The organism is Pseudomonas sp. TH37, from assembly GCF_016650735.1.
GTDB classification, from domain to species: Bacteria; Pseudomonadota; Gammaproteobacteria; order Pseudomonadales; family Pseudomonadaceae; genus Aquipseudomonas; species Aquipseudomonas farris.
The window spans coordinates 365,191-391,785 of the sequence record NZ_JAEKFD010000005.1; the positions used below are offsets into that span (position 1 = coordinate 365,191).

General features: G+C 59.6%; 27 protein-coding genes and 1 pseudogene. 15 read left to right on the top strand and 13 right to left on the bottom strand.

All coding sequences use genetic code 11. From position 1 onward, the window contains the following. Positions 1-43: 43 nt before the first annotated feature. The 3 genes from JFU11_RS16055 (at position 44) to JFU11_RS16065 (ending at position 4,606) form a co-directional block, all read left to right on the top strand. Positions 44-964, top strand: coding sequence for a LysR substrate-binding domain-containing protein (locus JFU11_RS16055; RefSeq protein WP_007894759.1), 921 nt, complete (start codon positions 44-46; stop codon positions 962-964). Between the two features lie 185 nt (positions 965-1,149). Next, positions 1,150-3,126, top strand: coding sequence for a methyl-accepting chemotaxis protein (locus tag JFU11_RS16060; RefSeq protein ID WP_123720237.1), 1,977 nt, complete (start codon positions 1,150-1,152; stop codon positions 3,124-3,126). A gap of 265 nt (positions 3,127-3,391) precedes the next feature. Further along, positions 3,392-4,606: an aldose 1-epimerase family protein gene (locus JFU11_RS16065; RefSeq protein WP_201061267.1), complete on the top strand. Its 1,215-nt coding sequence runs from the start codon at positions 3,392-3,394 to the stop codon at positions 4,604-4,606. A 9-nt stretch (positions 4,607-4,615) separates the two neighbouring features. Here the strand turns inward: JFU11_RS16065 and JFU11_RS16070 are convergent. Next, a pseudogene (locus tag JFU11_RS16070) lies at positions 4,616-4,783 on the bottom strand (magnesium chelatase); the annotation flags it as partial. A gap of 31 nt (positions 4,784-4,814) precedes the next feature. Next, positions 4,815-6,314, bottom strand: coding sequence for a PLP-dependent aminotransferase family protein (locus JFU11_RS16075; RefSeq protein ID WP_201061269.1), 1,500 nt, complete (start codon positions 6,312-6,314; stop codon positions 4,815-4,817). Positions 6,315-6,602: 288 nt separating this feature from the next. On the opposite strand from JFU11_RS16075, the gene JFU11_RS16080 reads away from it, so the two are divergent. From JFU11_RS16080 to glyA, 3 genes are read left to right on the top strand one after another with little or no spacing between them, the layout of a single operon-like run. Next, entirely contained in the window at positions 6,603-7,853 is a 1,251-nt protein-coding gene (locus JFU11_RS16080; RefSeq protein WP_201061272.1) for a benzoate/H(+) symporter BenE family transporter, read from the top strand. Then, entirely contained in the window at positions 7,853-8,671 is an 819-nt protein-coding gene (locus JFU11_RS16085; protein WP_201061274.1) for a YggS family pyridoxal phosphate-dependent enzyme, read from the top strand. The genes JFU11_RS16080 and JFU11_RS16085 overlap by 1 nt, the downstream gene beginning before the upstream one ends. Before the next feature lie 55 nt (positions 8,672-8,726). Continuing rightward, the gene (gene glyA, locus JFU11_RS16090) at positions 8,727-9,992 is read left to right on the top strand and encodes a serine hydroxymethyltransferase (protein ID WP_201061275.1); all 1,266 of its coding nucleotides are present in this window, start codon (positions 8,727-8,729) and stop codon (positions 9,990-9,992) included. A 93-nt stretch (positions 9,993-10,085) separates the two neighbouring features. Here glyA and JFU11_RS16095 read toward each other — a convergent pair whose 3' ends face one another. Both JFU11_RS16095 and JFU11_RS16100 read right to left on the bottom strand, forming a co-directional pair. Next, complete coding sequence (locus tag JFU11_RS16095; protein ID WP_123720243.1) at positions 10,086-11,579, bottom strand: YifB family Mg chelatase-like AAA ATPase; 1,494 nt, start codon at positions 11,577-11,579, stop codon at positions 10,086-10,088. 178 nt (positions 11,580-11,757) lie between these two features. Next, on the bottom strand, positions 11,758-11,928 hold the full coding sequence (locus JFU11_RS16100) for a hypothetical protein (protein WP_201061277.1): 171 nt from the start codon (positions 11,926-11,928) through the stop codon (positions 11,758-11,760). A gap of 243 nt (positions 11,929-12,171) precedes the next feature. On the opposite strand from JFU11_RS16100, the gene JFU11_RS16105 reads away from it, so the two are divergent. Both JFU11_RS16105 and JFU11_RS16110 read left to right on the top strand, forming a co-directional pair. Next, on the top strand, positions 12,172-12,450 hold the full coding sequence (locus JFU11_RS16105; protein ID WP_123720244.1) for a type II toxin-antitoxin system RelE/ParE family toxin: 279 nt from the start codon (positions 12,172-12,174) through the stop codon (positions 12,448-12,450). Between the two features lie 8 nt (positions 12,451-12,458). After that, positions 12,459-12,764, top strand: a complete 306-nt coding sequence (locus JFU11_RS16110) for a HigA family addiction module antitoxin (RefSeq protein WP_201061279.1) — start codon at positions 12,459-12,461, stop codon at positions 12,762-12,764. Positions 12,765-12,817: 53 nt separating this feature from the next. Here JFU11_RS16110 and JFU11_RS16115 read toward each other — a convergent pair whose 3' ends face one another. Together JFU11_RS16115 and JFU11_RS16120 are read right to left on the bottom strand one after the other, a co-directional pair. Beyond that, the gene (locus JFU11_RS16115) at positions 12,818-13,339 is read right to left on the bottom strand and encodes a Bro-N domain-containing protein (protein WP_201061281.1); all 522 of its coding nucleotides are present in this window, start codon (positions 13,337-13,339) and stop codon (positions 12,818-12,820) included. Between the two features lie 454 nt (positions 13,340-13,793). Then, positions 13,794-14,054: an accessory factor UbiK family protein gene (locus tag JFU11_RS16120; protein WP_008007559.1), complete on the bottom strand. Its 261-nt coding sequence runs from the start codon at positions 14,052-14,054 to the stop codon at positions 13,794-13,796. Positions 14,055-14,470: 416 nt separating this feature from the next. On the opposite strand from JFU11_RS16120, the gene glnK reads away from it, so the two are divergent. The 4 genes from glnK to sutA all read left to right on the top strand — a co-directional run bounded on the left by glnK (position 14,471) and on the right by sutA (position 17,250). Further along, entirely contained in the window at positions 14,471-14,809 is a 339-nt protein-coding gene (gene glnK, locus JFU11_RS16125; protein ID WP_002555808.1) for a P-II family nitrogen regulator, read from the top strand. A 35-nt stretch (positions 14,810-14,844) separates the two neighbouring features. Continuing rightward, positions 14,845-16,182, top strand: a complete 1,338-nt coding sequence (locus JFU11_RS16130; protein ID WP_123720248.1) for an ammonium transporter — start codon at positions 14,845-14,847, stop codon at positions 16,180-16,182. Between the two features lie 214 nt (positions 16,183-16,396). Then, positions 16,397-16,822 carry a secondary thiamine-phosphate synthase enzyme YjbQ gene (locus JFU11_RS16135; protein WP_007989493.1) on the top strand — a complete coding sequence of 142 codons (426 nt, stop codon included), beginning with the start codon at positions 16,397-16,399 and terminating at the stop codon, positions 16,820-16,822. A gap of 104 nt (positions 16,823-16,926) precedes the next feature. Next, positions 16,927-17,250 carry a transcriptional regulator SutA gene (sutA, locus tag JFU11_RS16140; protein ID WP_030129119.1) on the top strand — a complete coding sequence of 108 codons (324 nt, stop codon included), beginning with the start codon at positions 16,927-16,929 and terminating at the stop codon, positions 17,248-17,250. 188 nt (positions 17,251-17,438) lie between these two features. On the opposite strand, the gene JFU11_RS16145 is transcribed toward sutA, so the two are convergent. From JFU11_RS16145 to JFU11_RS16170, 6 genes are read right to left on the bottom strand one after another with little or no spacing between them, the layout of a single operon-like run. Next, positions 17,439-18,146 carry an HAD family hydrolase gene (locus JFU11_RS16145; protein WP_123720249.1) on the bottom strand — a complete coding sequence of 236 codons (708 nt, stop codon included), beginning with the start codon at positions 18,144-18,146 and terminating at the stop codon, positions 17,439-17,441. Next, entirely contained in the window at positions 18,143-19,042 is a 900-nt protein-coding gene (gene xerC / locus JFU11_RS16150) for a tyrosine recombinase XerC (protein WP_007942372.1), read from the bottom strand. The genes JFU11_RS16145 and xerC overlap by 4 nt, the downstream gene beginning before the upstream one ends. A gap of 2 nt (positions 19,043-19,044) precedes the next feature. Next, on the bottom strand, positions 19,045-19,770 hold the full coding sequence (locus tag JFU11_RS16155; RefSeq protein WP_123360915.1) for a DUF484 family protein: 726 nt from the start codon (positions 19,768-19,770) through the stop codon (positions 19,045-19,047). 13 nt (positions 19,771-19,783) lie between these two features. Next, the gene (dapF, locus tag JFU11_RS16160) at positions 19,784-20,614 is read right to left on the bottom strand and encodes a diaminopimelate epimerase (protein ID WP_038980780.1); all 831 of its coding nucleotides are present in this window, start codon (positions 20,612-20,614) and stop codon (positions 19,784-19,786) included. Between the two features lie 4 nt (positions 20,615-20,618). Further along, positions 20,619-21,866 carry a diaminopimelate decarboxylase gene (lysA, locus tag JFU11_RS16165; RefSeq protein ID WP_201061283.1) on the bottom strand — a complete coding sequence of 416 codons (1,248 nt, stop codon included), beginning with the start codon at positions 21,864-21,866 and terminating at the stop codon, positions 20,619-20,621. Between the two features lie 9 nt (positions 21,867-21,875). Next, positions 21,876-22,049 (bottom strand): lipoprotein, encoded by a 174-nt coding sequence (locus JFU11_RS16170; RefSeq protein WP_123720251.1) that lies wholly within the window; start codon positions 22,047-22,049, stop codon positions 21,876-21,878. Positions 22,050-22,363: 314 nt separating this feature from the next. Between JFU11_RS16170 and cyaY the strand changes: the two genes are divergently transcribed. The 3 genes from cyaY to rnk all read left to right on the top strand — a co-directional run bounded on the left by cyaY (position 22,364) and on the right by rnk (position 23,580). After that, complete coding sequence (gene cyaY / locus JFU11_RS16175) at positions 22,364-22,696, top strand: iron donor protein CyaY (protein WP_123720252.1); 333 nt, start codon at positions 22,364-22,366, stop codon at positions 22,694-22,696. A 4-nt stretch (positions 22,697-22,700) separates the two neighbouring features. Further along, positions 22,701-22,928 (top strand): DUF1289 domain-containing protein, encoded by a 228-nt coding sequence (locus tag JFU11_RS16180; RefSeq protein ID WP_123720253.1) that lies wholly within the window; start codon positions 22,701-22,703, stop codon positions 22,926-22,928. Positions 22,929-23,169: 241 nt separating this feature from the next. After that, the gene (rnk, locus tag JFU11_RS16185; RefSeq protein ID WP_034147684.1) at positions 23,170-23,580 is read left to right on the top strand and encodes a nucleoside diphosphate kinase regulator; all 411 of its coding nucleotides are present in this window, start codon (positions 23,170-23,172) and stop codon (positions 23,578-23,580) included. 7 nt (positions 23,581-23,587) lie between these two features. Here rnk and JFU11_RS16190 read toward each other — a convergent pair whose 3' ends face one another. Continuing rightward, the gene (locus JFU11_RS16190; RefSeq protein WP_201061285.1) at positions 23,588-26,434 is read right to left on the bottom strand and encodes a class I adenylate cyclase; all 2,847 of its coding nucleotides are present in this window, start codon (positions 26,432-26,434) and stop codon (positions 23,588-23,590) included. Positions 26,435-26,595: the final 161 nt, after the last annotated feature.

The window sequence follows — 26,595 nt, forward strand, 5'->3', positions numbered from 1 at the left end:
GTTTCTGATAAGTTGGTGCAATCGCGCTATAGGAGCTTTCCTGATGTCTCGTCGTCTTCCTCCTTTGTATGCCCTTCGAGCATTCGAAGCGGCGGCGCGGCATAGCTCGTTTACCCGCGCCGCCGAAGAACTGTCGATCACGCAAAGTGCGGTCAGTCGGCACATTCGTACGCTCGAAGAGCATTTCGCCTGTCGGCTGTTTCATCGCAGCGGGCGCAACCTGCAACTGACCGAATCGGCGCGGCTGATCCTGCCCGGCATTCGCGAAGGCTTCACCGCCCTCGAACGGGCCTGCAATACCTTGCGCGCCGAGGACGACATCCTGCGCATGAAAGCCCCGTCGACCCTGACCATGCGTTGGTTGTTGGCGCGGCTCAGCCGTTTTCGGCACCTGCGACCGGGGAACGAGGTGCAATTGACCAGCGCCTGGATGGACATCGATACGGTGGACTTCAACCACGAACCCTTCGACTGCGCTGTCATTCTCAGCAACGGGCATTTTCCACCGGACTGGGAGGCAACTTTCCTGTTCCCCGAAGAGCTGATTCCGGTGGGCGCGCCGAATCTTCTGAAGGATCAACCGTGGGACGTTGCGCGCCTGGCCAGTACCGAGTTGCTGCACCCGACGCCGGACCGCCGTGACTGGCGCAATTGGCTGGAGCGCATGGGCCTGACCGATCAAGTCTCGCTCAAGGGCGGGCAGGTGTTCGACACGCTGGAGCTGGGCATGATCGCCGCTGCCCGGGGTTACGGCGTGTCCATGGGCGATTTGCTGATGGTGGCGGAGGATGTTGCGCAGGGACGTCTGAGTTTGCCGTGGCCGACGGCCGTCGCCAGTGGTGAGAATTACTACCTGGTCTGGCCGAAAACCCGCCCCGGCGGTGAGCGTTTGCGCCGCCTCAGCGATTTCCTGCAAGGCGAGGTCCGGGCCATGGAATTACCGGATGTCGAACGTCTGGGCTGAATCGATGGAGCCGCCGCAATGGCGGCCTTGAGCCATATCCCCGTTAATTACTCAAGTATTCAGCTTTGCCGCCGAAAATCTGCTGATGGGACCTTCGTGCAGGTTCCATGTTTTCCCCACAATCAGAAATTTTGCCGAGTGTGCGATGGGATCAAAATGATCCGGCCACTGGGTCAGGAGCTGTCATGTCTCAACCTCGTGCTCGGATTGCCTCACAGCTGGGTCTTGCGCTTGCCGTGATTCTGGCGATTGTCATCAGTGGCAGTACAGTATTCGCCCTGCGCTCGCTGGACACCGCCAACCTCGCCACCCGCGAAGAGCATCTGGCCAGTGAGGCCCGCTTGCTTGCCGATCAGCTGAGCACCTTTCACGGCACCTTGCGTGAAAGCACCCAGCGCCTGGCCGGCCTGTTCGAGAAGCGCTTCAGCGCCGGTTTGAGCGTGCATCCGGATGAGCCGGTGACCGTGGCGGGTGTGCAGACCCCGGGCCTGCACTTGGGCAATGAAGTGTTGAACAACAACTTCGCAGAAGTCGACGAGTTCAAGCAGATGACCGCAGGCGTCGCGACCGTGTTCGTGCGCAGTGGTGAGGAGTTCATTCGGGTCAGCACGAATGTCAGCAAACAAGATGGCAGCCGTGCCATCGGCACTCTGCTCGACCACGCGAACCCGGCTTACGCCCGTTTGATGGCGGGGCAGAGCTACGTGGGTCGAGCTTTGCTTTTCGAACGCTTCTACATGTCGCAGTACACCCCCGTACGCGACAGCAGCGGTAAGATCATTGCCGTGCTGTACGTAGGATTCGATTACACCGACGCGCAGAACGCGCAGTTCGCCAACCTCAAACGCTTCCGCATCGGCCAGACCGGTTCCTTGGCGTTGCTGGATGAACAAGGCAAATGGCTGGTGCCGATTGCAGGTGTACAAGCACTGGATCAGGCGGTCTCGAGCATTGTCGGTCTGGCCAAGACACCGGGCAAAGGCGACTTCTGGAACGACAAGTCGCAAGACTTTTACAGTGTTGCCGTGCCGTTCGAAGGCGGACCGTGGTCGGTGGTGGCGAGCATGCCGAAAACCGAAATCCGCGCCGTGACCTGGAGCGTCGGTATTCAATTGGCGATCGGCAGTCTGCTGGCGATGCTGCTGGCGGTCGGTGCGGCGGTCTGGTTGCTGCGCAGCAAACTGGCGCCTCTGGGCGATCTGGTGCGTCAGGCCGAAGCCTTGGGTGCCGGTGATTTGAGTGTTCGCCTGAACGTGTCGAGCAATGACGAAATCGGTCAACTTGCCCGCGCCTTCAACCAGATGAGCCAGGCCCTGTCGACCATGGTCGAGCACATCCGTAAAGCCTCGGGAGAGGTCAACAGCCGTGCCCAGGCGTTGTCCGGTTTGTCCGGTGGTGCCTATGAAGGGATGGAGCAGCAGTCCGGCGAAATCACCAGCATGGCTGGCGCCGTAGAAGAATTTAGCGCCACCTCGCTGAACATTGCCGACAACATGGGCAACACCCAGCGTCTGGCGCAGGAAAACGCACAGCAAACGCAGATCGGTCGTACGTCGATGGACGAAGCGTCCTCATCCCTGGAGCAAATCGCCGGTGCACTGAACAGCACCGCGACGGTGATCAATACCTTGGGGCAGCGCTCCCAGGAAATCGGCGGCATTGTCGGGGTGATTACCGCGATCGCCGAGCAAACCAACTTGCTGGCGCTCAACGCCGCCATCGAAGCCGCCCGCGCTGGTGAGCAGGGCCGTGGGTTTGCGGTGGTGGCCGATGAGGTGCGCAACCTGGCCTCTCGCACCCGCCAGGCCACTGACGAAATTTCCGGGATGATCCAAAGCATCCAGCAGGAAACCGGCAACGCCATCAGCACCATGGAGCAAGGCAACGTGCTGATGCAGGAAGGCCTGTCGCGCAACGCCAACGTCGCCTCAGCGCTGGCACGGATCGATGAACAAAGCCGCTCGGCCGGTCAGCAATTCGCTGCCATCACCACCGCGACCCAGGAACAAAGCAGCACCGCGACCTTGCTCAGCAGCAATCTGCAAAGCATCGCTTTGGCGAACAGTGAACAGCGGGAAGTGGTGTCGAACCTGGCTGTGACCGCCAAAGAGCTGGAGAAGCTCGCGGCGGATTTGCGGCATGAGGTTGACCGGTTTCGTTGAGTCACCTCTGAAATCGCCTTCGCGAGCAAGCCCGCTCCCACAGTAGATCTGCGGTGAACACAGTATTTGTGAACGCTGGAGATCATGTGGGAGCGGGCTTGCCCGCGAAGGGATCGACTCGATTCCCAATTTGTCTCAAAGCTGTGGATCAATTCCTCACTAATAGTCTTCCTTGGCACTTAGCACCAGTGTCTCGATTTTTATGCTTGCTGAAACGTTTCTTCAAGTCTATAAAATTGGCACAACTCCAAGAAAGGCTGCTGCCATGACCCCGCTCAAACTCTTCGTTGCTATCAGCGCACTGTCCGCTGCCTCCCAAGCCATGGCCTGGGACTACGTCCTGCTCGACACCGATAAAGCCGCCCAGAACTGGCAAATCACCAGCCAGCAACTCGGCGTAAAAACCGACAAACCCTTCAGCGTGACGCTGCGCACCTTGCACGGCGGGCGGCAAGAGGGCGTCAGCATCGTCGACATCGATAACGGCACGATGAAACTTTCGGTAGTACCGACTCGCGGCATGAACGTCCTGCAGGCCTCGGTCGGCGATGTGCGCATGGGCTGGGATTCGCCGGTCAAGGAAGTGGTCAATCCATCCTTCATCGAACTCAACGGCCGTGGTGGCCTGGGCTGGCTGGAAGGTTTCAATGAGCTGGTCACCCGCTGTGGCTACGAATGGGTCGGCCACCCCGGCATCGACAACGGCGAACTGCTGACCCTGCACGGCCGGGCCGCCAACATCCCTGCGAACAAAGTCACCCTGCACATCGACGAAAAACCGCCGTACGCCATCACTCTGCGCGGCGAGCTGAAAGAACAGGCGTTCAAGAAAGTCGACTTCTCCGTCGCGACCGAACTGGTCACCGAACCCGGCAGCGTAGCGTTCGCCCTCAACGACACCCTGACCAACAACGGCGACTATCCGAAGGAATACCAGGCGCTGTATCACAGTAACTTCAGCACCCCGTTCCTGGAGCAGGGCGCTCGCTTCGCCGCGCCGGTGAAACAGGTGTCGCCATTCAACGACAAGGCCAAGGGCGATCTACCCGACTGGCAAACCTACCGCGCACCGACCAAGGACTACGACGAAACGGTCTACAACGTGGTGCCGTATGCCGATGCCAAGGGCGATACGTTGACCGTGCTGCATAACAAGGCCGGCAGCTTGGGCGTTTCGGTCGGCTTCAACACTCAAACACTGCCCGTGTTCTCCCTGTGGAAGAACACCGATACCCAAGGGCAGGGCTATGTCACGGGGCTGGAGCCGGGGACGAGTTTTTCCTACAACCGCCGGTATCAGCGGCCACTGAATCTGGTGCCGACGATTGGGCCTAAGGAACAGAAGCAGTTCGGGATCAGCTACAGCTTGTTGGCGGATAAGGCTGCTGTGGATAAGGCGTTGAAGCGGGTGAGCGAAATTCAGGGCGGGCGGGAGACTGAGGTGCGGCAGACGCCGTTGGTTGATCTCACCAAGGGGTGATGCCTGCTGATTTGTGCTCGGCCGGTATTGCAGTACCTCGGCCAAGTGCTCGCGGGTAATTCCATCGACTTGCTCAAGGTCCGCCAACGTGCGCGCTACTTTGAGCAGTCGATGGGCCGCTCGAAGGGACAAGGTCAGCCGTTCACACGCCGTTTCCAGCCAGGTTTGGTCGGCAGTGACGGGAGTTGCGCGAGCCCTCCCAAATTCCCTACCGGGTTTTCAGTGCATTGGCCAGGCGCAGCACGGCCGCTTCGATTTCATAAGCGGTCAGCGACGAGTAACCCAATAACCAGCCTTGTTTCTTCTCCTCACCGGCGTACAACCGGCTCAGACCGGAAAGCTGAACGCCCGCGCTGGCTGCTTGGCGGATGGTTTTTTCTTCAGACCAGCCATCGTGCAGCAGGCAGGGAATTTGTAGCCCGCCAGGAGGGCGCAAGGCGGTAACGATGCCGTCCAAGTGCTTACCGATCGTGTCGAGCATGATGGAGCGGCGTCCGGCATACAGCTTGCGCATGGCTCGGACGTGGGCGTTGTAATGGCCGTCCTCCATAAAGCGCGCCAGGGTCAGTTGCAGAATTTGGGGTGTATGGCCGTCAATCATGCTGCGGGCGTAGGTAAAAGCCTTGATCAGCTCGTGGGGCAGTACCATGTAACCCATTCGCAAACCGGGGTAGAGGGTCTTGCTGAAGGTGCCGATATAGAGCGTACGCTGATACTTGTCCAGACCCTGTACGCAGGCGGTCGGTTGCCCGTCGTAGTGAAACTCGCTGTCGTAATCATCTTCGATGACCCATTTGCCTTTCTCCGCTGCCCAGTTGATCAACTCAAGACGACGCTCCAGTGGCAAGGTTGCGCCGGTGGGGTATTGATGAGAAGGCGTGACATAAACGCAATTGGCGCCGCTGCGGTCGGCGTACAGCAGGTCGGTGCGTATGCCCAGTTCATCGACATCGATGGGAAGAACGTTGGTCTCGGCGGTTTCAAAGGCTTTCTTGGCGCCATAGTAACCCGGGTTTTCCAGCAGGATCGGTTTGCCGGCGTCCACCAGCAACTGCGCACACAGAAAAAGAGCCTGGCGAGTGCTGCTCAATACCATGATCTGGTCGGGGGAGCATTTGGCCCCGCGCTCGAGGTTCAAGTAGGTGGCGATGGCCTTGCGCAGCGGCTCGGCGCCTTGCGGATCGCCGTGCAATAACACGTTGGCGCGATAGTCCTTCATCACTTGGCGTTGCAGGCGCTCCCAGACATCGGTGGGGAAGGTGCGGGTTTCCGGCAGGCCGGTCGCGAATGCCTTGATTACCTGCTGATCGTTCACGCCGCCACTGTCGAAGATCATCCGCCCGCGCTGGCTCAATCCCGCCCCCGGTGCCGCCTGACTGCTTTTGACTTCCTGCGCCTTGATGCGTCGGCGCGCTGCGCCGCGCAATTCGGTGCCCAGCGTTTCACAGACATAACTGCCAGCCCCCTCGCGCCGCACGATAAAACCGTCGCGGTGCAGTTGCACGTAGGCGTTTTCAACGGTGTCGCGGGCAATCCCGAGTGACTTGGCCAGGACCCGGGTCGCGGGCAGCTTCAAGCCTGGGGCAAGGGCGCCATCGAGGATCAATGCACGCAGTGCGCGCTGAATCCGCTGATGCAGATTCAACAGCTGAAACTCAACATCGATGAGGCGCATTTTCAGCGTTTCCAGCTCGAACGTTTTCGCCATGCGGTCTGCCTGATCTTAGTAAATTGGCCTGCAAAGGCAGGCCAGTCTATCCGTAGAATCCGCCCCACGTCACTGCCTTTGCGCTTGGTGATCGGTCGATGCATTGAGCGACTTCATGAAGAGTTTTGCCCGCGGGCTGAGGCAGGGATCGCTTTCAGTCACAGCAAGCAGTCTGGTAAGTGGTCTGGCCTTCTGCGAGAAAGTGTGGGGGCAAAACATGCCATTTCAACGTTATAAATCCGCCCTTATCCGGGACAGGCACCTCGTTTTGCAAGGAGCAAAGCCATCATGTCGTCTTCAGCATTGCCATCGCCCCTGCGTCTACGGGACCTTCTGCATCCGATTGTCGCCGGGCTGATTTCAGTCATCGTCAACTATGGCGGCACTTTCATCCTGGTCTTTCAGGCCGCCAAAGTGGCCGGGCTCAGCCCAGAGCTGACGGCGTCGTGGGTATGGTCGGTGTCGATTGGCGTGGGCATTACCGGGCTGTTTCTGAGTTGGGTGAGCCGTGAGCCGATCATTACCGCCTGGTCGACACCCGCGGCGGCTTTTCTGGTCGTCGCGCTGTCCACCACGCCTTACGCCGAGGCGGTGGGTGCGTACATTATTTCGGCCGCCGCCTTCGTGCTGCTGGGTTTGTCCGGTTGCTTCGAAAAACTCATCCGCCTGATTCCGTCGGGTGTGGCTGCGGGCCTGCTGGCCGGTATTTTGCTGCAGTTCGGAATCGGCGCGTTTGGCGGCATGAGTCTTGACCCGGTGTTGGTCGGGTTGCTGATTGCCGCCTACGTTGTGCTCAAGCGCTTTACCGCACGCTATGCGGTGGTGGGCATTCTGGTGCTGGGGCTGGCGTTTCTTCTGACGCAGGGCCGTGTAGAACTGTCGGGACTGGCGCTGCAATTCGCGGCACCGGTATTCACCCAGCCTGAGTTTTCGATCAATGCGCTGCTCAGTGTGGCACTGCCGCTGTTCCTGATCACGCTCACCGGCCAGTACATGCCGGGCATGCTGGTGCTGCGCAACGATGGCTTCAGCACCAGCGCTAATCCTATCCTGACTGTCACAGGGCTGGGCTCCTTGCTAATGGCGCCCTTCGGTTCTCACGCCTTCAATATCGCGGCCATCACGGCGGCCATCTGCACCGGCAAAGAAGCCTCGGAGGATCCGTCCAAGCGCTGGATCGCCGGGGTTGCTGCGGGACTGTTCTACATCCTCGTAGGGATTTTCGGGGTGACCCTCGCTGCAGTGTTCATGGCGTTACCGGCCACCTTCATTACGACGCTGGCCGGGCTGGCCCTGCTCGGCACTATCGGCGCGAGCCTGGCCAGCGCCATGGCTGACGTCAAAACCCGCGAAGCCTCGCTGATCACCTTTCTGGCGTCCGCCGCAAACATCACCTTGCTGGGGATTGGTGGGGCGTTCTGGGGATTGCTGATCGGTCTGGCGGCTTACGCCTTACTCAATGGCCGCTTACCGCGTCGCGAGACGATGGTCATTCCGGCTGCCGACGCTGTTGTGACGACCAAAGGAGCCACCCACTGATGTTTGATCAATTGGAAAAAACCGTCACCCTGCACGAGCGTCATGGCCGTTACCCACAGGCCACCAGCGTCGAGGACTTTCGCCGCAACCTGGCAGCCGTGCAGCAGCGGATCGCTAACGCCTGTCAGCGGGTTGGACGTGATCCGGCGAGTGTGCGCCTGCTGCCGGTCAGTAAAACCTTTGACGAAGCTTATCTGCGTCTGGCCTACGCTGCCGGCTGCCGGCTACTGGGTGAGAACAAAGTGCAGGAAGCGCAGCGCAAATCGCAGGCCATGGCCGATCTGGCCGACCTGCAATGGTCGGTTATCGGCCACCTGCAAACCAACAAGGCCAAGCAGGTGGCGCGTTTTGCCAGTGAGTTTCAGGCGCTGGACAGCCTGCGAGTGGCCGAGGCCCTGGATCGTCGCCTGCACATCGAGGGGCGCCAGCTGGATGTGTTCGTTCAGGTCAATACCTCCGGCGAAGCCAGCAAATATGGCTTGACGCCCGAAGCCGTCGCGGACTTTTTGAACGCCCTGCCGGCGTTCCCGGCCTTACGGGTGCGTGGGTTGATGACACTGGCGTTGTTTTCGGCCGACGTGGTCCGTGTCCGCCCTTGTTTTGTACGGCTACGCGAACTGCGCGAGCGCTTGCGCCAGCGCGCCCCGGCGGGCGTCGGGCTGGAGGAACTGTCCATGGGCATGTCCGGTGATTTCGAAGTCGCCATTGAAGAGGGGGCCACCGTGGTGCGTGTCGGTCAGGCCATCTTCGGCGCACGTGCCATGCCGGATGCCTACTACTGGCCGACCGCGGATGCCCGTCCGGGAAGTGATGAGTAGTCGTCGCTGACATTCCCCTTAACATCTTGATCCAGCTCTACAGGAAGCCAATCCGATGTACGACTCAACGCTGACCCTTAAAGCATTCGACGCCGAGCTGTGTGAGGCGATTCATAACGAAGAACATCGTCAGGAAGACCACGTCGAACTGATCGCTTCTGAAAATTATGCCAGCCCTCTGGTGATGAAAATCCAGAGCACCGTGCTCACCAATAAATACGCCGAAGGCTATCCAGGCAAGCGCTACTACAGCGGCTGTGAGTATGTCGATGTGGCCGAGCGCCTGGCCATCGAGCGGGTCAAGGTCCTGTTCAACTGCGACTACGCCAACGTGCAGCCGCATGCCGGTGCCCAGGCGAACGCCGCGGTATTCCTGGCATTGATCAATCCCGGCGACACGGTGATGGGCATGAACCTGGCCCAAGGTGGCCATCTGACCCACGGTAATCCTTCAAACTTCTCGGGCCGTCATTACAAGATCGTTCCTTATGGCCTTGACCCGGAGACGGGCTTTCTCGACTACGACGAGATGGAGCGTATTGCTCTGGAAACTCGACCGAAGATGCTAATCGGTGGTTTTTCTGCCTACTCTCGGTACAAAGACTGGGCGCGCATGCGGGCCATTGCCGACAAGGTCGGGGCCATTTTCTGGGTCGACATGGCCCACGTCGCAGGGTTGGTGGCCGCGGGAGAATACCCGGACCCATTGCCGCATGCCCATGTGGTCACCAGCACTACGCACAAGACCCTGCGGGGCCCACGGGGTGGCTTGATTTTGTCCAAGGGGCAAGATGAAGCATTCTACAAAAAGCTCGATTCTGCGGTATTCCCGGGTGTCCAGGGCGGCCCATTGATGCACCAGATCGCCGCCAAGGCCGTCGCTTTCAAGGAAGCACTGAAGCCAGAGTTCAAAACCTATCAGGCCCAGGTGGTGATCAACGCCCGGGCCATGGCGGCCGTGCTGCAAGAGCGGGGTTACAAGATCGTCTCCGGTGGCACCGATAACCACATGATGCTAATCGACCTGTCCGACAGGCCTTATACCGGCAAGGAAGCCGATGCGGCCCTGAGCAATGCCTATATCACCGCTAACAAGAACTCGGTGCCCAACGACCCGCGGTCACCGTTCGTGACCTCCGGGTTGCGCATCGGTACCCCAGCCATCACCACCCGTGGTTTCGGCGTGATCGAATGTGAACAATTGGCGGGCTGGTTGTGCGACGTACTGGACGCCCTGGAAAACGGCAACAGTGAGAAGGTGGGGCATCACGTACGTGAACAGGTGGTGGAGCTCTGCCGCCGTCATCCTGTCTATCGTTAACCCTGTTACTCCGGGCTATTACCCGGCTGATGTCATCATTTGGGCGAAAAACCAGACGCTTGGGACGACCGGGTGCACTCGATGCCCATCTCTCTAGCTGGATGCGGATGGCCGATATTGCAGTGCTTCGGCGACGTGGCTGCGACCGATAGCGTCTACTTGTTCCAGATCCGCCAGGGTACGGGCGACTTTCAGTAGGCGGTGAGCGGCACGAAGCGAAAGGGTTAGTCGCTCGCAGGCGCTTTCCAGCCAGCCTTCATCGGCTTTGGATAACGCGCAATGCTGGCGCAGCCCTGGCAGGTCGAGAAAGGCGTTGGCGCAGCCCTGACGCTGTTGCTGACGCTCCCGGGCCTGGGCGACCAGGGCAGAAGCGCTGGCCGTGTCGTCACCGGTTTTGATCGGGTTCAGCGCCGTGCTTTCCCGGGCCACGGTTAGATGCAGATCGATGCGGTCCAGCAAGGGCCCGGACAATTTGTTGCGATAGCGCTGAACCATGTCCGGCGTGCAGGAGCAACGGCCACTTGGCTCGCCAAGATATCCACAGGGGCAGGGATTCATCGCGGCGACCAGCTGAAAGCGAGCCGGGAAGCGTACGCGGTCCTTGGCGCGGGAAATCACGATATGGCCGGATTCCAGTGGCTCTCTCAGTACTTCCAACACCTTGCGATCAAATTCCGGGAGTTCATCGAGGAACAGCACACCATGGTGGGCGAGTGTGATTTCGCCGGGTTGCGGTTTCGAGCCGCCGCCCACCAGCGCCGGGCCTGAAGCGGAGTGGTGTGGTTGTCGGAAGGGGCGTTGCGGCCAATGACTCAGTGGCACACAACTGGCGACGGATTGAATCGCCGCGACTTCCAATGCTTCGCTCTCGGACAATGGTGGTAACAGCCCCGGCAGACGACTCGCCAACAACGTTTTTCCCGTGCCGGGTGGACCACTAAACAGCAGGTTATGACCTCCCGCGGCAGCGATCAGCAATGCGCGTTTGGCTGCAAGCTGACCCTGCACTTCATTCAAGTCTGGATAAGGTTTGCTGGCGTAGAGCAAGCCATTGGAAGCGTAGGGTGCGATGGGCGTGTGGCCGTTGAAATGCGCGACCGCTTCCAGCAAATGATCCACCGCAATCACCTTCAACCCCGAAGCCAGGCAGGCCTCCTCGGCATTCGCTCGCGGCACCACCAGTGTGCGTCCGGCCTTGCGCGCCGCCAGCGCTGCGGGCAATACACCCCGAACCGCCCGCACCGCACCCGACAGTGCCAACTCCCCAAGACACTCCACATCATCCAGCGTCAATGTTGGCACTTGCACACTGGCCGACAGAATCCCCAGTGCGATCGCCAGATCGAACCGTCCGCCGTCCTTCGGTAAATCGGCCGGGGCGAGATTCAAGGTGATACGCCGCGCCGGAAATTGCAGCCCCGAATTGATGATCGCGCTGCGCACCCGGTCCTTGCTTTCCTTCACGGCGGCTTCAGGCAAACCGACCATGGTCAGCGACGGCAAGCCATTGGCCAAATGCACTTCTACGGTAACGGCGGGCGCTTCCACGCCGACCTGGGCGCGGCTGTGGACGATGGAGAGGGACATGGTCGTTCCTTGAGCTGAAGAGCACCGCTTCCTGCGGTTTTTTGAAGGGTAGTTGGCGGAGGAAGTTCTGGTGGGGTGGTTTAGGTGACAAACTTTCACTGGATGTTGCAAGTACGAAGCAGACCAATCGCGAGGCACAAAAAAACCGCCGCTCGGGCGGTTTCTTCGGGGAGCCTAGTCAGGCTCGTGCACCTGCAAGCAAGCCATCAGGTTCAAGTTCTTTGCCATATGTTGCCGCCACTTTAAAAAAGCGATGTTGGCTGGCAGAAACGTTTCCGGCTAAACGGAGCGCCTCGGCATGATACTCAGCGATCATTAACGGCTTCGCTTTTTGCTTTTTGCGTTTCATAGACACCTCGCGTGCCTGGATGAGTGTTCGAGTCAATCAGCTTAAGAGATGTGCTTACTTGTGAGGCAATGGGAATTGGAGGTTTTTTTTGTAGGAATCAGCTTGGTTTTGAAGACCTTCTGAAGGGCGCAGGTAGTCCTTTTCTTAGATTTTTAAGGGAGGCCAAAAGTCAAAACAGCACGTTTGCATTTGTGAATTCAGGTTATACACTCAAGATTAATGCATAACGTTAAGCTTTAAATTATGATCGTTAGCTTTAAGTGTTCTGAGACCAAGTACCTGTTTCGCAGCGGAAGAACCCGTGTGTGGTCAGCCATTTTGAATGTCGCGGAACGAAAGCTGACGATGCTTGATGCCGCAGCTGTGCTAATAGATCTCCGATCACCGCCGGGCAATCGTCTGGAAGCGCTCGAGGGTAGTCGCAAAGGGCAGCACAGCATCCGTATCAACGCCCAATGGCGAATTTGCTTTATCTGGAGTCCTAACGGACCGGAGAATGTCGAAATCGTCGATTATCACTGAGGTGAGTAATGACTAAGAATGGTATGCGCCCGGTTCATCCCGGCGAGATCCTCAAAGAGGAATACCTGGAGCCTCTGAACCTTACAGCTGCTGCTTTGGCCAGGGCATTGAGCGTCTCGACTCCGACGGTGAACGACATCGTGCTTCAGCGTAGGGGCGTCAGTGCAGACATGGCGCTCAGGCTTTCCATCTGCCTGGATACGACCCCAGAATTTTGGCTGAACCTGCAATCGACATACGATTTGCGCAAAGCCGAGATTGAACGGGGTGCCGTGATTCGAGATCAGGTTGAGCGTATTTCTCACTGCGCCTGATCTTTCGTATTAACTGAACCCCACGTCTAAAGCGTGGGGTTCTTTTTTGGAGATCAGAATGCTTGGAGCACCTTCGATACTCGCTTCCACCAAGGTTCGTTGACGGCGCTTCGTGGTCGATCCTGGTCAGGCAACATCTGCGGAACGTCTTGCAACCGAATCCACGGCTGGTTATTCCAGTGCAGCAAACTCAACGACATTTCCGGCCAGTTCAGCAGGCTCAGGATCGGGCGTTCGGTTGAGGTGGGTTGCTGGGCGTCTCTGAGCGCCGGCACCACGTCGTGGGTCAGCCATTCGCGCAGGCCTCGGTATTCGGGGCAGTAGTGGTAGACCAGTAATGCGTAGACACCGGATTCGCTGATGAGCAGGGTGTTTTCGACGGTGCCATGGATGAGCATCTGTAGGGTTTGGTGTTGGTCGGGGTCGAGTTTGCGGACGGCGCGTTCGTCGAGGAAGAGGCGCAGGAGTCGGCCGAGGTCTCGGGCGCTGAACCAGGGTTGGTTTCCGAGGAGGAGGGCGTGGAGGTGGAGTTTGTGGCGGGTGAATATGTGTGGTGTCAGATAGTTTTCGTCCATAGTGCAGTGCCCAAATTCGCTTGATAGATGACTGCCTCTTATCGTCGCCAAACAATAAAGGTGGCAGCTGCGTGCGGGTTGGCGAACCGGCCAAGCGAATACCGGCAGACCCGAAGGTCTCCCACACACAGCCGCCATATAACGAATCGAGAAAAATACCCGATATCGAATGACGTTGCGTGCATAGCTTGGTTCCAGGTCGCCAAACCTAGTGCTGACATTCAGCATCAGGTGAGCTTAGGAGCCGGGGCTTTGCGACGCTATCGGACGGCGGTGCTGATCTTTGTAGGAAGTTGCCGGGATGTTTGCGGGGCTTAAGATCAAAAGATCGCAGCCTTCGGCAGCTCCTACAGGGGTGGTCGTTCCAGCGAGGGGCTGCTGGAACACCGTGGTGACTCTATCGCGAGCAGGCTCGCTCCCACATAGACCCCATTGTCAAAGGGGATCGGCGGGGTTACTCGGTCGGTGGATTGAGCTTCGCTTCCAGCTCAGCCACTTTCGCCTCTAGGCTCTCCAACCGTGCGCGGGTCCGTGCCAGTACGACCATCTGGCTATCGAACTCTTCCCGGCTCACCAGATCCAGCTTGCTGAAGCCACTCTGCAACAAAGCTTTGAACTGGCTTTCGATTTCGCTTTTTGGCAGTGGGGTGTCGCCGCTGAAGAGGCGGGAGGCGGTGCCGCTCAGGGCGTCGAGGAAGTCTTTGGGCGCGAGCATGGGAAATGTCCTGTCAACAATGGCGGGCAGTGTATCACGCAGTGTCTATAGTCAATCTCGGCGACTGCGATGCACGCTTTTCGCGCATGTGAGTGGACGGCCGCGCACTGTTGTTGTGCGTAACTGTTGCGTCAATTGAGCGAAAGGGTCTGCGGCAGCGGCCAAGCACTTGAAATCAATGGGTTTTGGATAGATGGCAAGCTTTCTGCTTAGTCGCTGGTGACCCATGCACTGATGCAGTCGCTGTGACGAATGCAGTGCGCCAAGCGGAACGGGGGAAGTTTCGTGCGGAGTGGTTCGCTGGCGTCGGACGGGCAGGTAAGGCCGACGATGCGTTACAAAGCCAGGCACTGCGCTTAGACTTGAGTCGGGTTTGTTTTCCTGGGGCAAGTCCACCAATTCGGGAGAGAGTTTTCATGAAGCTAGTCACTGCCATCATCAAGCCGTTCAAACTGGACGACGTGCGCGAGTCGCTGTCCGAGATCGGCGTGCAGGGCATTACCGTTACTGAGGTCAAAGGCTTCGGTCGGCAGAAGGGTCACACCGAGCTGTATCGCGGCGCGGAGTACGTGGTCGATTTTCTGCCCAAGGTGAAGATCGATGTCGCCATTGACGACAAGGATCTGGACCGGGTTATCGAGGCGATAACCAAGGCCGCCAACACCGGCAAGATCGGTGACGGCAAGATCTTCGTGGTCAATCTGGAACAGGCGATTCGCATCCGTACCGGCGAAACCGATACCGACGCAATCTAAGCCGCCACAAACCCAACGCCCCAGGAGAAAACAATATGACTCTGCGTAAATTCGCAGGGCTAGGAGCCCTGTTGTCCCTCGTAATGCCCGGCCTGGCCATGGCGGCAGACGAAGTGGCGGCCCCAGTCCTCAATTCCGGCGATACCGCCTGGATGATGACCTCGACAGCCCTTGTGCTGTTCATGACCATTCCCGGTCTCGCGCTGTTCTACGGCGGCATGGTTCGCTCGAAAAACATTCTTTCCGTGATGATGCAGTGCTTCGCCATTACCGGTCTGATCAGCATTCTGTGGGTCATTTATGGCTACAGCATTGCGTTCGACACCACCGGCATGGAGCAGGGTGTCGTCAACTTCAACTCGTTCTTCGGTGGCATGGGCAAGGCGTTCCTCGCCGGTGTCACGCCTTCGAGCCTGACCGGCCCCGCGGCGCTGTTCCCCGAGGCGGTCTTCATTACCTTCCAGATGACTTTTGCCATCATCACCCCAGCGTTGATCGTCGGTGCTTTCGCCGAGCGGATGAAGTTTTCCGCCATGCTGATCTTCATGGGCATCTGGTTCACCCTGGTTTACGCACCGATTGCGCACATGGTCTGGTCCGGCAACGGCGGTCTGATGTGGGATTGGGGCGTACTCGACTTCGCCGGCGGCACCGTGGTGCACATCAACGCCGGTGTGGCCGGTCTGATTGCCTGCCTGGTGTTGGGCAAGCGTAAAGGTTTCCCGACCACCCCGATGGCTCCGCATAACCTCGGCTACACCCTGATGGGCGCCGCGATGCTGTGGGTCGGCTGGTTCGGCTTCAACGCCGGTTCTGCTGCCGCCGCTAACGGCACTGCCGGCATGGCGATGTTGGTCACCCAGATCGCCACTGCCGCTGCGGCGCTGGGCTGGATGTTTGCCGAGTGGATTACCCACGGCAAGCCAAGCGCACTGGGTATCGCTTCGGGTGTTGTGGCCGGTCTGGTTGCAATCACTCCGGCGGCCGGCACCGTGGGCCCGATGGGCGCTCTGGTGATCGGTCTGGCGGCGGGCGTGGTGTGCTTCTTCTGCGCAACCACCCTGAAACGCAAGCTCGGTTATGACGACTCCCTGGATGCCTTCGGCGTGCACGGTATCGGCGGTATCCTCGGCGCGATCCTGACTGGTGTGTTTGCTGCACCATCGCTGGGCGGTTTCGGCACCGTTACCGACATCGCTGCTCAAGTCTGGATTCAGTGCAAAGGCGTGGGCTTCACGGTGATCTACACCGCGATCGTCACGTTCATCATCCTTAAGGTCCTGGACGCCGTCATGGGGCTGCGTGTCACCGAGGAAGAAGAAGCTGTCGGCATCGATCTGGCGCTCCACAACGAACGCGGCTACAACTTGTAAGCACGCGCATAAAAAAATTGCCCGGCTTGCCGGGCATTTTTTTGTCTGGAATTTGTCAGTGGAGGAAGGGCTGAAAGGTTTTTTCTCACACGTTCAGTCGCGTTTACGACGGGCGTTTTTCTACGGCCAATGGCTTACACGATTGAAGGAATATTAGGGCCTTTGTTTTTTCACAGAGCGCGCTAGAATGCGCCCCGAACGTGCGGAGAACTGTATGTGGCAACAGACTCTGATTACCCTGCGGGCACGGCCCCGGGGCTTTCATCTGGTAACGGATGAATTACTCGCCGGCTTGCCTGAACTCAAGGCGTGTCGGGTCGGTCTGTTGCATTTGTGGCTACAGCATACCTCGGCGTCGTTGACCATCAACGAGAACGCCGATCCGGCGGTACGTCGCGACTTCGAACGATTTTTCAATCGTCTGATCCCACAAGGAACAGACGGCTATGAGCATAACGACGAAGGCCTGGACGACCTCCCGGCGCACTTCAAGGCCAGCGTACTTGGCTGTCAGCTCAGTTTGCCGATCTCGGCAGGCCGACTGGCGTTGGGGACCTGGCAAGGTGTTTATCTGGGCGAGCACCGTGATCATGGCGGTGCCCGTAAAGTCCTCGCCACCGTGCACGGTGAAGGGGCATGAAAACCGCTGGTTACCAGCGGTGGTTGATTTTTTTCCGGCAGCCGTCGACAGACGGCAAAGCTGGGCTATAACTAATCTGCTTTTCGCAAGTCATGAGGTAGAACATGAGCGACGATGATCTGGAAAACGACGACCTCGAAGTAGGCGACGAAGACGAAACCGAAGAAGGCCTTGAAGCGGCGGCAGAAGACGTCGCTGAAGATGACGGCGGTGATACGCCCGTTCCGACTGCCAAAGGCAAGGCCAAGGCTGCGGTATCGGTCGATGAGCTGCCGAGCGTCGAAGCCAAGAACAAGGAACGCGACGCCCTGGCCAAGGCCATGGAAGAGTTTCTGGCACGGGGCGGCAAGGTGCAGGAAGTGGAGGCCAATGTGGTCGCCGATCCTCCCAAGAAGCCTGATAACAAGTACGGCAGCCGGCCTATCTAAGCGCCTGCTTCTTGCTTGCTGAAAAAGCCCGCCGTCGCTGCGGGCTTTTTCATGGGTGAGGATAAAAAATCAAAGTTTACGGTGACCCCTGTGGGAGCGGGCTTGCCCGCGATGAGGCCGTCACATTCAAAATTTATGTTGGATGAAACACCGCCATCGCGGGCAAGCCCGCTCCCACAGGTTATGTGTCAGGCGGAAGCCGAATTCCACCGCGCCAACAACCCCGGCAATTCGTTCAGGCTACGAATCTCGGCATCTGGCGCCTTCTCGACTTCCCACGCTTTGCCCGCCGGGTTAAACCAGATTGCCCGCAACCCCGCCTGTTGGGCGCCGGCAATGTCATCACCGGGATGGTCGCCGATATGCACTGCGGTTTCGGCCGTCGCGCCACCCCGTTGCAACGCTTCGTGAAACAGTCGCGCATCCGGCTTGGCAATGCCGATGTCTTCGGCGCACAGGGCAAACTTGAAGTAATCCGCCAGCCCCAATCGACGCACATCGGCATTGCCGTTGGTCACCACGCCAAGCGCATAGTGATTGGCCAGAATTTCCAGGGTCGGTTGCACCTCCGGGAAGATCTCCAACTGATGCCGCGCATGCAGAAACACTTCGAAACCCTGATCGGCCAGGTCGAATGCTTCGGTATGTCCGTAACCGGCTTCTTCCAGCGCATGGAACAACACCCGCCGACGCAGGGCGCTGATGCGGTGCTTGAGGCTCGGTTCGTTGCTCAGCACTCGCTCGCGAATCGACCACAGATGTTCCACCGGTACCGCGCCCAGGTTCGGTGCATGCTCGATCAGCCATTCACGCAGTATGGCTTCGGCGCTGACGATCACCGGGGCGGTGTCCCACAGGGTGTCGTCGAGGTCGAAGGTGATCAATTGGATGGTCATGAATCATCGCCTTTAATGCGTTTGGCCCGTGGATGGGCACTGTCGTAGACCGTCGCCAGGTGCTGGAAGTCCAGGTGGGTGTAAATCTGGGTGGTCTTGATGTCCGAGTGGCCGAGCAGTTCCTGCACCGCCCGCAAGTCCTGAGAGGACTCCAGCAAATGGCTGGCGAAGGAGTGTCGCAACATGTGCGGGTGCAGGTTCTGCCCCAGTTCGCGCTCGCCGGCGGCCTTGACCCGTACCTGAATCGCCCGAGGGCCGAGGCGCCGTCCTTGCTGGCTGACAAACACTGCGTCGTCCGCCGGGTTGGTCATGGCTCGTAGCGGCAGCCACAACTCCAGCGCTTCGCGAGCCTTTTTGCCCACTGGCAACAGTCGAGTCTTGCTGCCCTTGCCGAGCACCTGGACCATGCCGTCAGCCAGGTCCAGCTGATCAAGATTGAGCCCGGTCAGTTCCGAAAGCCGCAAGCCGGAGGAATAGAACAGTTCCAGAATCGCCTGATCCCGACGCGCGAGAAAATCATCCTCTACCGCGCCTTCAAGCAGTTGCAGTGCGCGGTCGGTGTCGAGGGTCTTCGGCAGGCGACGTTCGCCCTTGGGCGGTGCCAGGCCATTGGCCGGGTCGTGATCGCACAGACCTTCGCGGTTCAGATAGTGATAGAGCCCGCGCACTGCCGACAGCAGCCGCGCCAGGCTGCGGGATGACTGACCTTGGGAATGCAGGCGAGCGATCAGGCTGCGCAGGCGCTGGATATCCAGCGCGGCCCAGCTGTCGATGTTCTGTTTGACGCACCAGCCCAGCACTTTGTCGAGGTCGCGGCGGTAGGCGTACAGCGTGTGTGGCGACACCTGCCGCTCACTGCGCAGGTGTTCGCAGTAAGCGTCCAGTTGTCGTTCCATGGTCAGCGTACCGAGCGCAGGGAGCTGTTGACCCGTGGCAGCACGCGGCCCATGACTTCGGCGATGTAACTCAGGAACAGCGTGCCCACCGAGCTCTTGTAGTGCTGCGGGTCGCGGCTGGCGATGGCCAGAACGCCGTGGATGCCCTGGTGGCTGATGGCGACGACGGCAGTGGAGCCGATCTGCTTGCGCTGTTCTTCGCCGAACAGGAAGTCCAGTTCATGCTCACGCAGGCTGCCGCTGACGCTTTTGTCTTCCGAGAGCAAGCCGCCGATGGCCGTTTGTGCGTCGGCATGCGTCACCCAACGGCCCACCGGCATCGGGTTGTCGCCCAGCAGGATCAGGCTGACGAAGGGCACCTGGAAGTCTTGTCGCAGACTGTCTTCAACGCTGATCACCACATCTTCCAGGCTGGTGGCGTCCATCAGCGCGAGAATCAGGCGGCGGGTCTTGTCGAAGAGTCGATCGTTGTCGCGGGCCACGTCCATCAATTGCGAGAGGCGGTGACGCATCTCGATATTGCGGTCGCGCAGAATCGTCATCTGGCGTTCGACCAGCGAAATGGTGTCGCCGCGCTGGTGCGGAATGCGCAGGGCCGGGAGCAGTTCTTCGTGCTCGATGAAGAAATCCGGATGAGCCTCCAGGTACGCGGCAATCGCCGCCGCCTCAAGGCTTTCGGAAGGAGATTCGTCGGGCTGTAGGGCGGGAACCTGAGGCTTGTCGGTCATGGATTTCGCTCACTCAAAGACGCACTTGTCCTTCGTATACGCGCACTGCCGGGCCGGTCATCATGACCGGTTGGCCAGGGCCTGCCCATTCAATGGACAGACGCCCGCCGGGCAGGTCGATCAATAGCGGCGAATCCATCCACCCCTGGCTGATCGCGGCCACTGCGGCAGCACAGGCGCCGGTTCCGCATGCCTGGGTTTCCCCGGCCCCGCGCTCCCAGACGCGCAACTGCGCGCGGCTCCGGTCGATGACCTGGAGAAAACCGACATTGACCCGCGCCGGGAAGCGCGGGTGATGTTCGATTTTCGGCCCCAGTTCATGCACCGGTGCGTTGTTGATGTCGCTGACCCGCAACACGGCATGGGGGTTGCCCATGGACACTGCGGCCAGTTCGACCGTGGTGCCGTCGACGTCGACCTGATAGCTCAGGGCCTGGCTCGGGGCTTCGAACGGAATCTCGGCCGGTACCAGGCGCGGGGCGCCCATGTTGACGCTGATCTGGCCATCGTTGCGGATGTCCAGTTCGATGATGCCGCTTTTGGTCTCGACGCGAATCAGCCGCTTGGCGGTCAGGCGCTTGTCGAGCACGAAGCGGGCGAAACAGCGCGCACCGTTGCCGCACTGTTCCACTTCGGAGCCGTCGGCGTTGAAGATCCGGTAGCGGAAATCCACGTCCGGGTTGCTGGGCGCTTCGACGATCAGCAACTGATCGAAACCGATCCCCGTGTGCCGATCGCCCCATTGCTTGGCGTGTTTTGGCAGGATGTGCGCGTGCTGGCTGACCAGGTCGAGAACCATGAAGTCATTGCCCAGGCCGTGCATCTTGGTAAAACGCAGCAGCATGGTTTTACTCCGGCAGCAGGCTTTCGCCAGCAAACAACTCGGCTACCGTCTCACGGCGACGCACTTCAAATGCCTGATCACCGTCCACCAACACTTCAGCGGCACGGCCGCGGGTGTTGTAGTTGGAACTCATGACAAACCCATAGGCACCGGCCGAATGCACGGCCAGCAGGTCGCCTTCTTCCAGGGCCAACTGACGATCCTTGGCCAGGAAGTCGCCGGTTTCGCAGATCGGGCCGACGATGTCGTAGGCACGAGCGGCGCTGTTGCGCGGGCGCACGGCGGTGACGTCCATCCAGGCTTGATACAGCGCCGGGCGGATCAGGTCGTTCATGGCTGCGTCGACGATGGCGAAGTCTTTGTGCTCGGTGTGCTTGAGGTACTCGACCTGGGTCAGCAGTACGCCGGCGTTGGCGACGATGAAACGGCCCGGCTCGAACACCAGCGCCAGGTCACGACCGTCGAGACGCTCGCGCACGGCTTTGATGTAGTCGGCGGCCAATGGCGGCTCTTCATCGCGATAACGCACGCCCAAACCACCACCGAGATCGATGTGGCGCAGGTAGATGCCGCAATCGCCGAGACGGTCGACCAGGCCCAGCAGGCGGTCGAGGGCGTCGATGAATGGCGGCAGGGTGGTCAGTTGCGAACCGATGTGGCAATCGACGCCGACCACTTCCAGGTTAGGCAGTTGCGCGGCACGGATGTACACGTCTTCGGCGTCGGCGATGGCGATGCCGAACTTGTTTTCCTTGAGACCGGTGGAGATGTACGGGTGAGTGCCAGCATCGACGTCCGGGTTCACGCGCAACGAGATCGGCGCGCGAACGCCCAGCTCGGCGGCCACTACTTGCAGGCGTTCGAGCTCATCGGTGGACTCGACGTTGAAGCAGTGCACGCCGACTTCCAACGCACGACGCATGTCGTCACGAGTCTTGCCGACACCGGAGAACACGATCTTGTCGGCAGTGCCGCCAGCGGCCAGTACGCGTTCCAGTTCGCCACGGGAAACGATGTCGAAACCGGCGCCCAAACGCGCCAGGACATTCAGTACACCCAGGTTGGAGTTGGCCTTGACCGCAAAGCAGACCAGGTGCGGCATGCCGGCCAGCGCATCGGCGAAAGCCAGGTACTGGGCTTCGATGTGGGCACGGGAGTAGACGTAGGTCGGTGTACCAAAGCGTTCGGCGATGGCGGACAGTGCAACACCTTCCGCGAACAGCTCACCGTCACGGTAGTTAAAAGCGTCCATAGCGTTCCCTTAGTAAACGTCGTGCTTGTGTGCCTTGGAGGCAGGCTGCTGTTGCGAGGACTTGGCCTGCTCGGCAGGATCCTGGTTCTCATCAGGCAGGTACAGCGGGCCTTTTTGACCACAGGCCGACACAAGACAGGCAACCGCGACGAGCGCAGCAAGGGAAGAGATCAGGCGCTTCATGGCGAAATCCTTGAAAATGCGTTAATTGCGCCGGAGTATACCGGCCACCCGGCAGCTTGCCTATGCGACGCGCCTCCCGTCCGGCGGGGCTTGGCACGATGTCGGTCAGCCAAGCGCAATCCCTGTGGGAGCGAGCCTGCTCGCGAAGGCGTAGTGTCAGTCAACATTGATGTTGAATATGATGGCCTCTTCGCGAGCAGGCTCGCTCCCACAGGTTTCGTGATAGCCATGGGTCGTTATTCTTTGCAATCACCGGGGCTCGCCCGTATCTTGCGGCGCTTGAGCGTGAGTAGACACTTTTTGAGGTTCCCGCAATGAGTTTGACCGAAGCCCGTTTCCACGACCTGGTCGATGCAACCCAGCAGTCGCTGGAGGATATTTTCGACGAGAGTGGCCTGGATATCGATCTGGAGAGCTCGGCCGGTGTGCTCACCGTCAAGTTCGAAAACGGCAGCCAATTGATCTTCAGTCGTCAGGAACCGCTGCGTCAGCTGTGGCTGGCGGCCGTATCGGGTGGCTTCCACTTTGATTACGACGCAGAAACCGAGCGCTGGATGTGTGACAAAAGTGAAGAGCAGCTTGGTGAGATGCTTGAGCGCATCGTCAAGCAGCAAGCCGACGTCGAACTCGATTTCGAAGGTCTGTGAGATCGTGACCCAGCCTGCGCCCGTTCGTCCGCTCAAACCGCTTTACAGCAATGTCAGCCCGGCGGTGCCTTCGCCGTGCAGCGGTGTGTGTCGGCTGGATGAGCAGAAGGTCTGCCTGGGATGTTTTCGCCATGTCGAAGATATTCGCGAATGGCGTTCGGCGGATGATGAACGGCGGCGGGTGATTTGTGCGCAGGCGTCGAATCGTAAGGCCACCGCCAGTTCACTGTAGGAGCTGCCGCAGGCTGCGATCTTTTGGCGGCGCTGAAGATTGCTGTAGAGCAAGATCAAAAGATCGCAGCCTGCGGCAGCTCCTACAGGGGCGGAAAACCGTCCGCCGCTCCTGACTTGTATATTTATTGAGCTGTGATAGTGTCCAGAGACGCCTCAACCCATCGAGGCTCGTGAAAACCCCGCCTTTTTCTGGCGGGGTTTTGCTTTTTTCGTGCAGAAGAAAGGAGTCTGCCCTGATCATGACCGCACCTTCCATCACCCTTACCCGTCTGGACGTACAACGTCTGGAGCGCCTGATCGACAGCCTGGATGACACGCTGCCGGGCGTTATCGCGCTGCAAACCGAACTGGATCGCGCCGATACTCTGGTCGGTCACGATGAAGTGCCCGCCGATGTCGTGACCATGAATTCCCGTGTGCATTGCCGTGAAGAGAGCAGCGGCAAGGACTATCACCTGACTTTGGTTTACCCCAAGGATGCCAACGCCGACGAAGGCCGGATTTCCATTCTGGCGCCGGTGGGCAGTGCGTTGCTGGGCTTGAAAGTCGGTCAGCACATCGACTGGCCGGCACCGGGCGGCAAGACCTTGAAACTGACCCTGCTGGAAGTTGAATCGCAGCCTGCTCATGGCGGCGACTTCCCGGAATAACATCCCTTCAGACCTGCTCGAGCGCCTCGTTCAGTGCGCGTTCCAGGTCGGCCTTGTAGCGTAGATACAGCTGACTTGAACCCTGACCATCACCGAGCAGGCCCGACAGGTCCAGGTCGGTGATGTAGCAGCGATAGCGTTCGGTCCCGCGGCGCTGCTCGACGATTTCCCAGGCGACTACGCTGAACAGTTGGTCGCCATGTTCCAGCTCTGAAAATTCCCGCTGATTGCAATACAGAGTGACCTGCACCTGCCCTGGTGCGGCTTTGCCGACGATGGCCTGCACGTCATAGAACGGTTTGTTGACCGGCGTTAGTGGCGCCGGCCGGGCTTCGACCCGACGCGCCCGTGCGGTACCTGAAGGCAACAACTGGTAATACAAAGTGTCCAGGCTCAGTGGCTGGGCTGCGTCCATCGGCAGCAAGGCATCGCGCCGGTACTGGATCGATTGCAGGAAGCGTTGCAGCGGCACCAACAGGCTTTGTTCGTCGTGATAAGGCAAACGCTGCTGCCACAGGGCATTGAATTCATCCAGTACATACAAATCGGCCTGGTGTTCGTTGATCCGGTAGAACACCTGAACGCAGTCGGGTTGCCCCATGGGCAGGATCAGCGCCAGGTCGTGGTCTTCCAGTGCCATCGGATCCAGATGAAACGGGCTGTAGCTCGCCAGTTCTTCGCCGAGGTAGTCGAACAGCGCCGGCAGAGTGGCGAGGGCGACATGATTGACCTGGCCCGGCACCAGCTCCAGCACGTGGTAGTGCTGCTGGACCTGAATCAGGTAACGATGATTGAGTTTGCTCAGCAGCAGGTTCTGCGCGGTGTCGAGGATTTCTTCGACCCGCCGGGCAATGAATTGCGCGCGGTTGTGGCAGAAGCACCGCACCCGCAGCTTGGGCTGTTGTGGCCCGTCCGGCAGATTGTTGAGGTAATCGCGCAGGCAGTCGAGCAGGGCGTGGGGGCCGTCAAAACGGCTGACCAGCACCTCGTTCCAGCTATTGAGTGTGACCTGATCCAGAGTCAGCACCAGGTTTTCCCGCACGCCGGCGTAACTCAGGGAATCGGTGCGCTCGGTGGTCATCAGAATATTCAGGTCGCGATGGTGCTTGAGCGGATCGATGCCGACGTTCACCAGAATCAGTACTTCGCTCGGCACACTGGCGCGCAGTAAAGGCTCTTCGGCGACTGTGGTCAGGGGCAGGGCGATGCTTTGTTGCAGGCTGCCAAGCAGGTTGAACAGTTCGAACTCGCTCAAGTCGCTGGTGCCGGGGTGCAAGGCCAGGCGGGTGCTGCTGTCGATCACGCCGTTGCGGTGGCACCAGGTGAGCAGTTCCAGCAGCTGGCGGCTGCGCTTGATCGGCGCGAAATGCTCCCACTCGTGGGCGGCCAGGCTGCCGTTGTACAAACCCCATTGGGTTTGCCCCGGTTCTTTCTTGTTGGGTGCCTGCACCAGCGTCAGGGTGTCTTCGGCCAGATCGGGGGCGATGCCCGGGTTGATGAATTCGACCTTGTCGGCCTTGCGCTCGAAGGCCGCATACAGCCGCCGGCCCAGCACATTGAGGTCGCGCTTGTTGATCAGGCTGACGGTCTGCTCATTGCGGGCAAACTGCGTCAGGAAGCGATAGCTGTAATTCAGCTCGCCGACCAGGGCTCGGCGTTCGGCGCTGACCTGGCGGACTTTCCACTGACTGCGGCTGTCGAGCAATGCGAGCTGACGCTGATCCCAATGCCATTCGTTGGCCAGGCGTTCGAGCAATGAACGCTGCCAGCTCTGGGTGCGACCGCTGCTGCCGGTGAGCTTGCGGTTGACCTTCAAGTACAGCGCGCGGCGTACCAGCTCCAGCCGTTCCGGTTCGCCCCGGGCCGTGAGGTATTCCTCGATGCGCCGGTAAACCACGACGTATGGATCCAGTTCGTCGAGGTCCAGTCGATTGGCAAACACTGCCTGCTTGAAGCGCAGGCTCAGGCAGTGGACCTTGGGGTGTTCGCTGGCGTAGACCTCGGTCAGCAGCAGTTTGAGCACTGATTTGTACGGTGACTCGATGCCTTTGAACAACTGCCAGAGCCCGGCTCCGATGAATTCCCCGGGCGGGATGTACGCTAGATGTCCCAGGTCCAGGGTTTCGTCGGCACGGATGAAACGCTTGGATAACAGCGTGTGGGTATACCGGTCGTACGCCGCCTCTTCATAAACCGGCACCAGCCACCAGATGGGTGTACGGCCGGCCAGCCAGATCGCGGTGCGGTAGAACTCGTCCAGCAGCAGATAGTGCTGGGTGGTGCCACAGTCTTCCGAACTCAATTGGGTATCGCGCTCACCGAGCACGAAGCGAGCAGGGTCGATCAGGAAGAAATGCGCCTCGGCACCCTGGCTGGCGGCCCATATCTCAAGCAACTGGCATTTCTTGCGCAGCTCTGTGAGCTCGCTTTCGCTCAAGTCCGGCCCGTGACAGACCCATACGTCCATGTCGCTCTGATCGGCCTGGGCCAGGGTGCCGAGGCTGCCCATCAGGAACAGGCCGTGAATCGGTCGCGGCGGATTGCTGCCGTGGCGCGGCTTGTAGGAAAACGAGCGAGTCAGGCGCTGGGCTTCGGCGAGGGCGTTGGCGTCAGGTTCGAAATTCGACAGCCCGGCCGGGGTGCTACCCGAAACGTAACCCGGCAATAGCGGATGATTGACGTGGAAAAACAGCGGCAGCAGGGTCAGAACCGTTTGCTGGCGGGTCGACAACCCTTCCATGGCACGGGCCATGCGACCCTCGTTGAGCTTCAGAAAACGGGCGCGCAGCTGGCTGAGAACCTTGCGGTCGATTCCCTCGTCCAGATCGGGGCGGATTTCATGGGTACGGGTCATGTCAGCTCAATCCGGCTCGCGGGGCTCGGACGTGGAGGGCTCGGGATGAGGGGCAGTTTAGCGCCTCGGCCCCGGGACTTTTAAGCTGATTTTGTATTTCTGACGTCAGGTTCCTATCGCAGGGCGACAGCGGGCACCAAAGTGTGCCCGCGGAAATCCCG

What these genes read in the sequence shown, in the direction of transcription:
- JFU11_RS16130 (WP_123720248.1), top strand. Translation starts at nt 14,845, where the DNA reads ATGACTCTGCGTAAATTCGCAGGGCTAGGAGCCCTGTTGTCCCTCGTA.
- JFU11_RS16060 (WP_123720237.1), top strand. Translation starts at nt 1,150, where the DNA reads ATGTCTCAACCTCGTGCTCGGATTGCCTCACAGCTGGGTCTTGCGCTT.
- JFU11_RS16105 (WP_123720244.1), top strand. Translation starts at nt 12,172, where the DNA reads ATGATCGTTAGCTTTAAGTGTTCTGAGACCAAGTACCTGTTTCGCAGC.
- glnK (WP_002555808.1), top strand. Translation starts at nt 14,471, where the DNA reads ATGAAGCTAGTCACTGCCATCATCAAGCCGTTCAAACTGGACGACGTG.
- JFU11_RS16190 (WP_201061285.1), bottom strand. Translation starts at nt 26,434, where the DNA reads ATGACCCGTACCCATGAAATCCGCCCCGATCTGGACGAGGGAATCGAC.
- JFU11_RS16145 (WP_123720249.1), bottom strand. Translation starts at nt 18,146, where the DNA reads ATGACCATCCAATTGATCACCTTCGACCTCGACGACACCCTGTGGGAC.
- xerC (WP_007942372.1), bottom strand. Translation starts at nt 19,042, where the DNA reads ATGGAACGACAACTGGACGCTTACTGCGAACACCTGCGCAGTGAGCGG.
- JFU11_RS16075 (WP_201061269.1), bottom strand. Translation starts at nt 6,314, where the DNA reads ATGGCGAAAACGTTCGAGCTGGAAACGCTGAAAATGCGCCTCATCGAT.
- JFU11_RS16085 (WP_201061274.1), top strand. Translation starts at nt 7,853, where the DNA reads ATGTTTGATCAATTGGAAAAAACCGTCACCCTGCACGAGCGTCATGGC.
- glyA (WP_201061275.1), top strand. Translation starts at nt 8,727, where the DNA reads ATGTACGACTCAACGCTGACCCTTAAAGCATTCGACGCCGAGCTGTGT.
- sutA (WP_030129119.1), top strand. Translation starts at nt 16,927, where the DNA reads ATGAGCGACGATGATCTGGAAAACGACGACCTCGAAGTAGGCGACGAA.
- JFU11_RS16135 (WP_007989493.1), top strand. Translation starts at nt 16,397, where the DNA reads ATGTGGCAACAGACTCTGATTACCCTGCGGGCACGGCCCCGGGGCTTT.
- JFU11_RS16155 (WP_123360915.1), bottom strand. Translation starts at nt 19,770, where the DNA reads ATGACCGACAAGCCTCAGGTTCCCGCCCTACAGCCCGACGAATCTCCT.
- JFU11_RS16170 (WP_123720251.1), bottom strand. Translation starts at nt 22,049, where the DNA reads ATGAAGCGCCTGATCTCTTCCCTTGCTGCGCTCGTCGCGGTTGCCTGT.
- dapF (WP_038980780.1), bottom strand. Translation starts at nt 20,614, where the DNA reads ATGCTGCTGCGTTTTACCAAGATGCACGGCCTGGGCAATGACTTCATG.
- JFU11_RS16100 (WP_201061277.1), bottom strand. Translation starts at nt 11,928, where the DNA reads ATGAAACGCAAAAAGCAAAAAGCGAAGCCGTTAATGATCGCTGAGTAT.
- JFU11_RS16120 (WP_008007559.1), bottom strand. Translation starts at nt 14,054, where the DNA reads ATGCTCGCGCCCAAAGACTTCCTCGACGCCCTGAGCGGCACCGCCTCC.
- rnk (WP_034147684.1), top strand. Translation starts at nt 23,170, where the DNA reads ATGACCGCACCTTCCATCACCCTTACCCGTCTGGACGTACAACGTCTG.
- JFU11_RS16080 (WP_201061272.1), top strand. Translation starts at nt 6,603, where the DNA reads ATGTCGTCTTCAGCATTGCCATCGCCCCTGCGTCTACGGGACCTTCTG.
- cyaY (WP_123720252.1), top strand. Translation starts at nt 22,364, where the DNA reads ATGAGTTTGACCGAAGCCCGTTTCCACGACCTGGTCGATGCAACCCAG.
- JFU11_RS16095 (WP_123720243.1), bottom strand. Translation starts at nt 11,579, where the DNA reads ATGTCCCTCTCCATCGTCCACAGCCGCGCCCAGGTCGGCGTGGAAGCG.
- JFU11_RS16110 (WP_201061279.1), top strand. Translation starts at nt 12,459, where the DNA reads ATGACTAAGAATGGTATGCGCCCGGTTCATCCCGGCGAGATCCTCAAA.
- JFU11_RS16065 (WP_201061267.1), top strand. Translation starts at nt 3,392, where the DNA reads ATGACCCCGCTCAAACTCTTCGTTGCTATCAGCGCACTGTCCGCTGCC.
- JFU11_RS16055 (WP_007894759.1), top strand. Translation starts at nt 44, where the DNA reads ATGTCTCGTCGTCTTCCTCCTTTGTATGCCCTTCGAGCATTCGAAGCG.
- JFU11_RS16115 (WP_201061281.1), bottom strand. Translation starts at nt 13,339, where the DNA reads ATGGACGAAAACTATCTGACACCACACATATTCACCCGCCACAAACTC.
- lysA (WP_201061283.1), bottom strand. Translation starts at nt 21,866, where the DNA reads ATGGACGCTTTTAACTACCGTGACGGTGAGCTGTTCGCGGAAGGTGTT.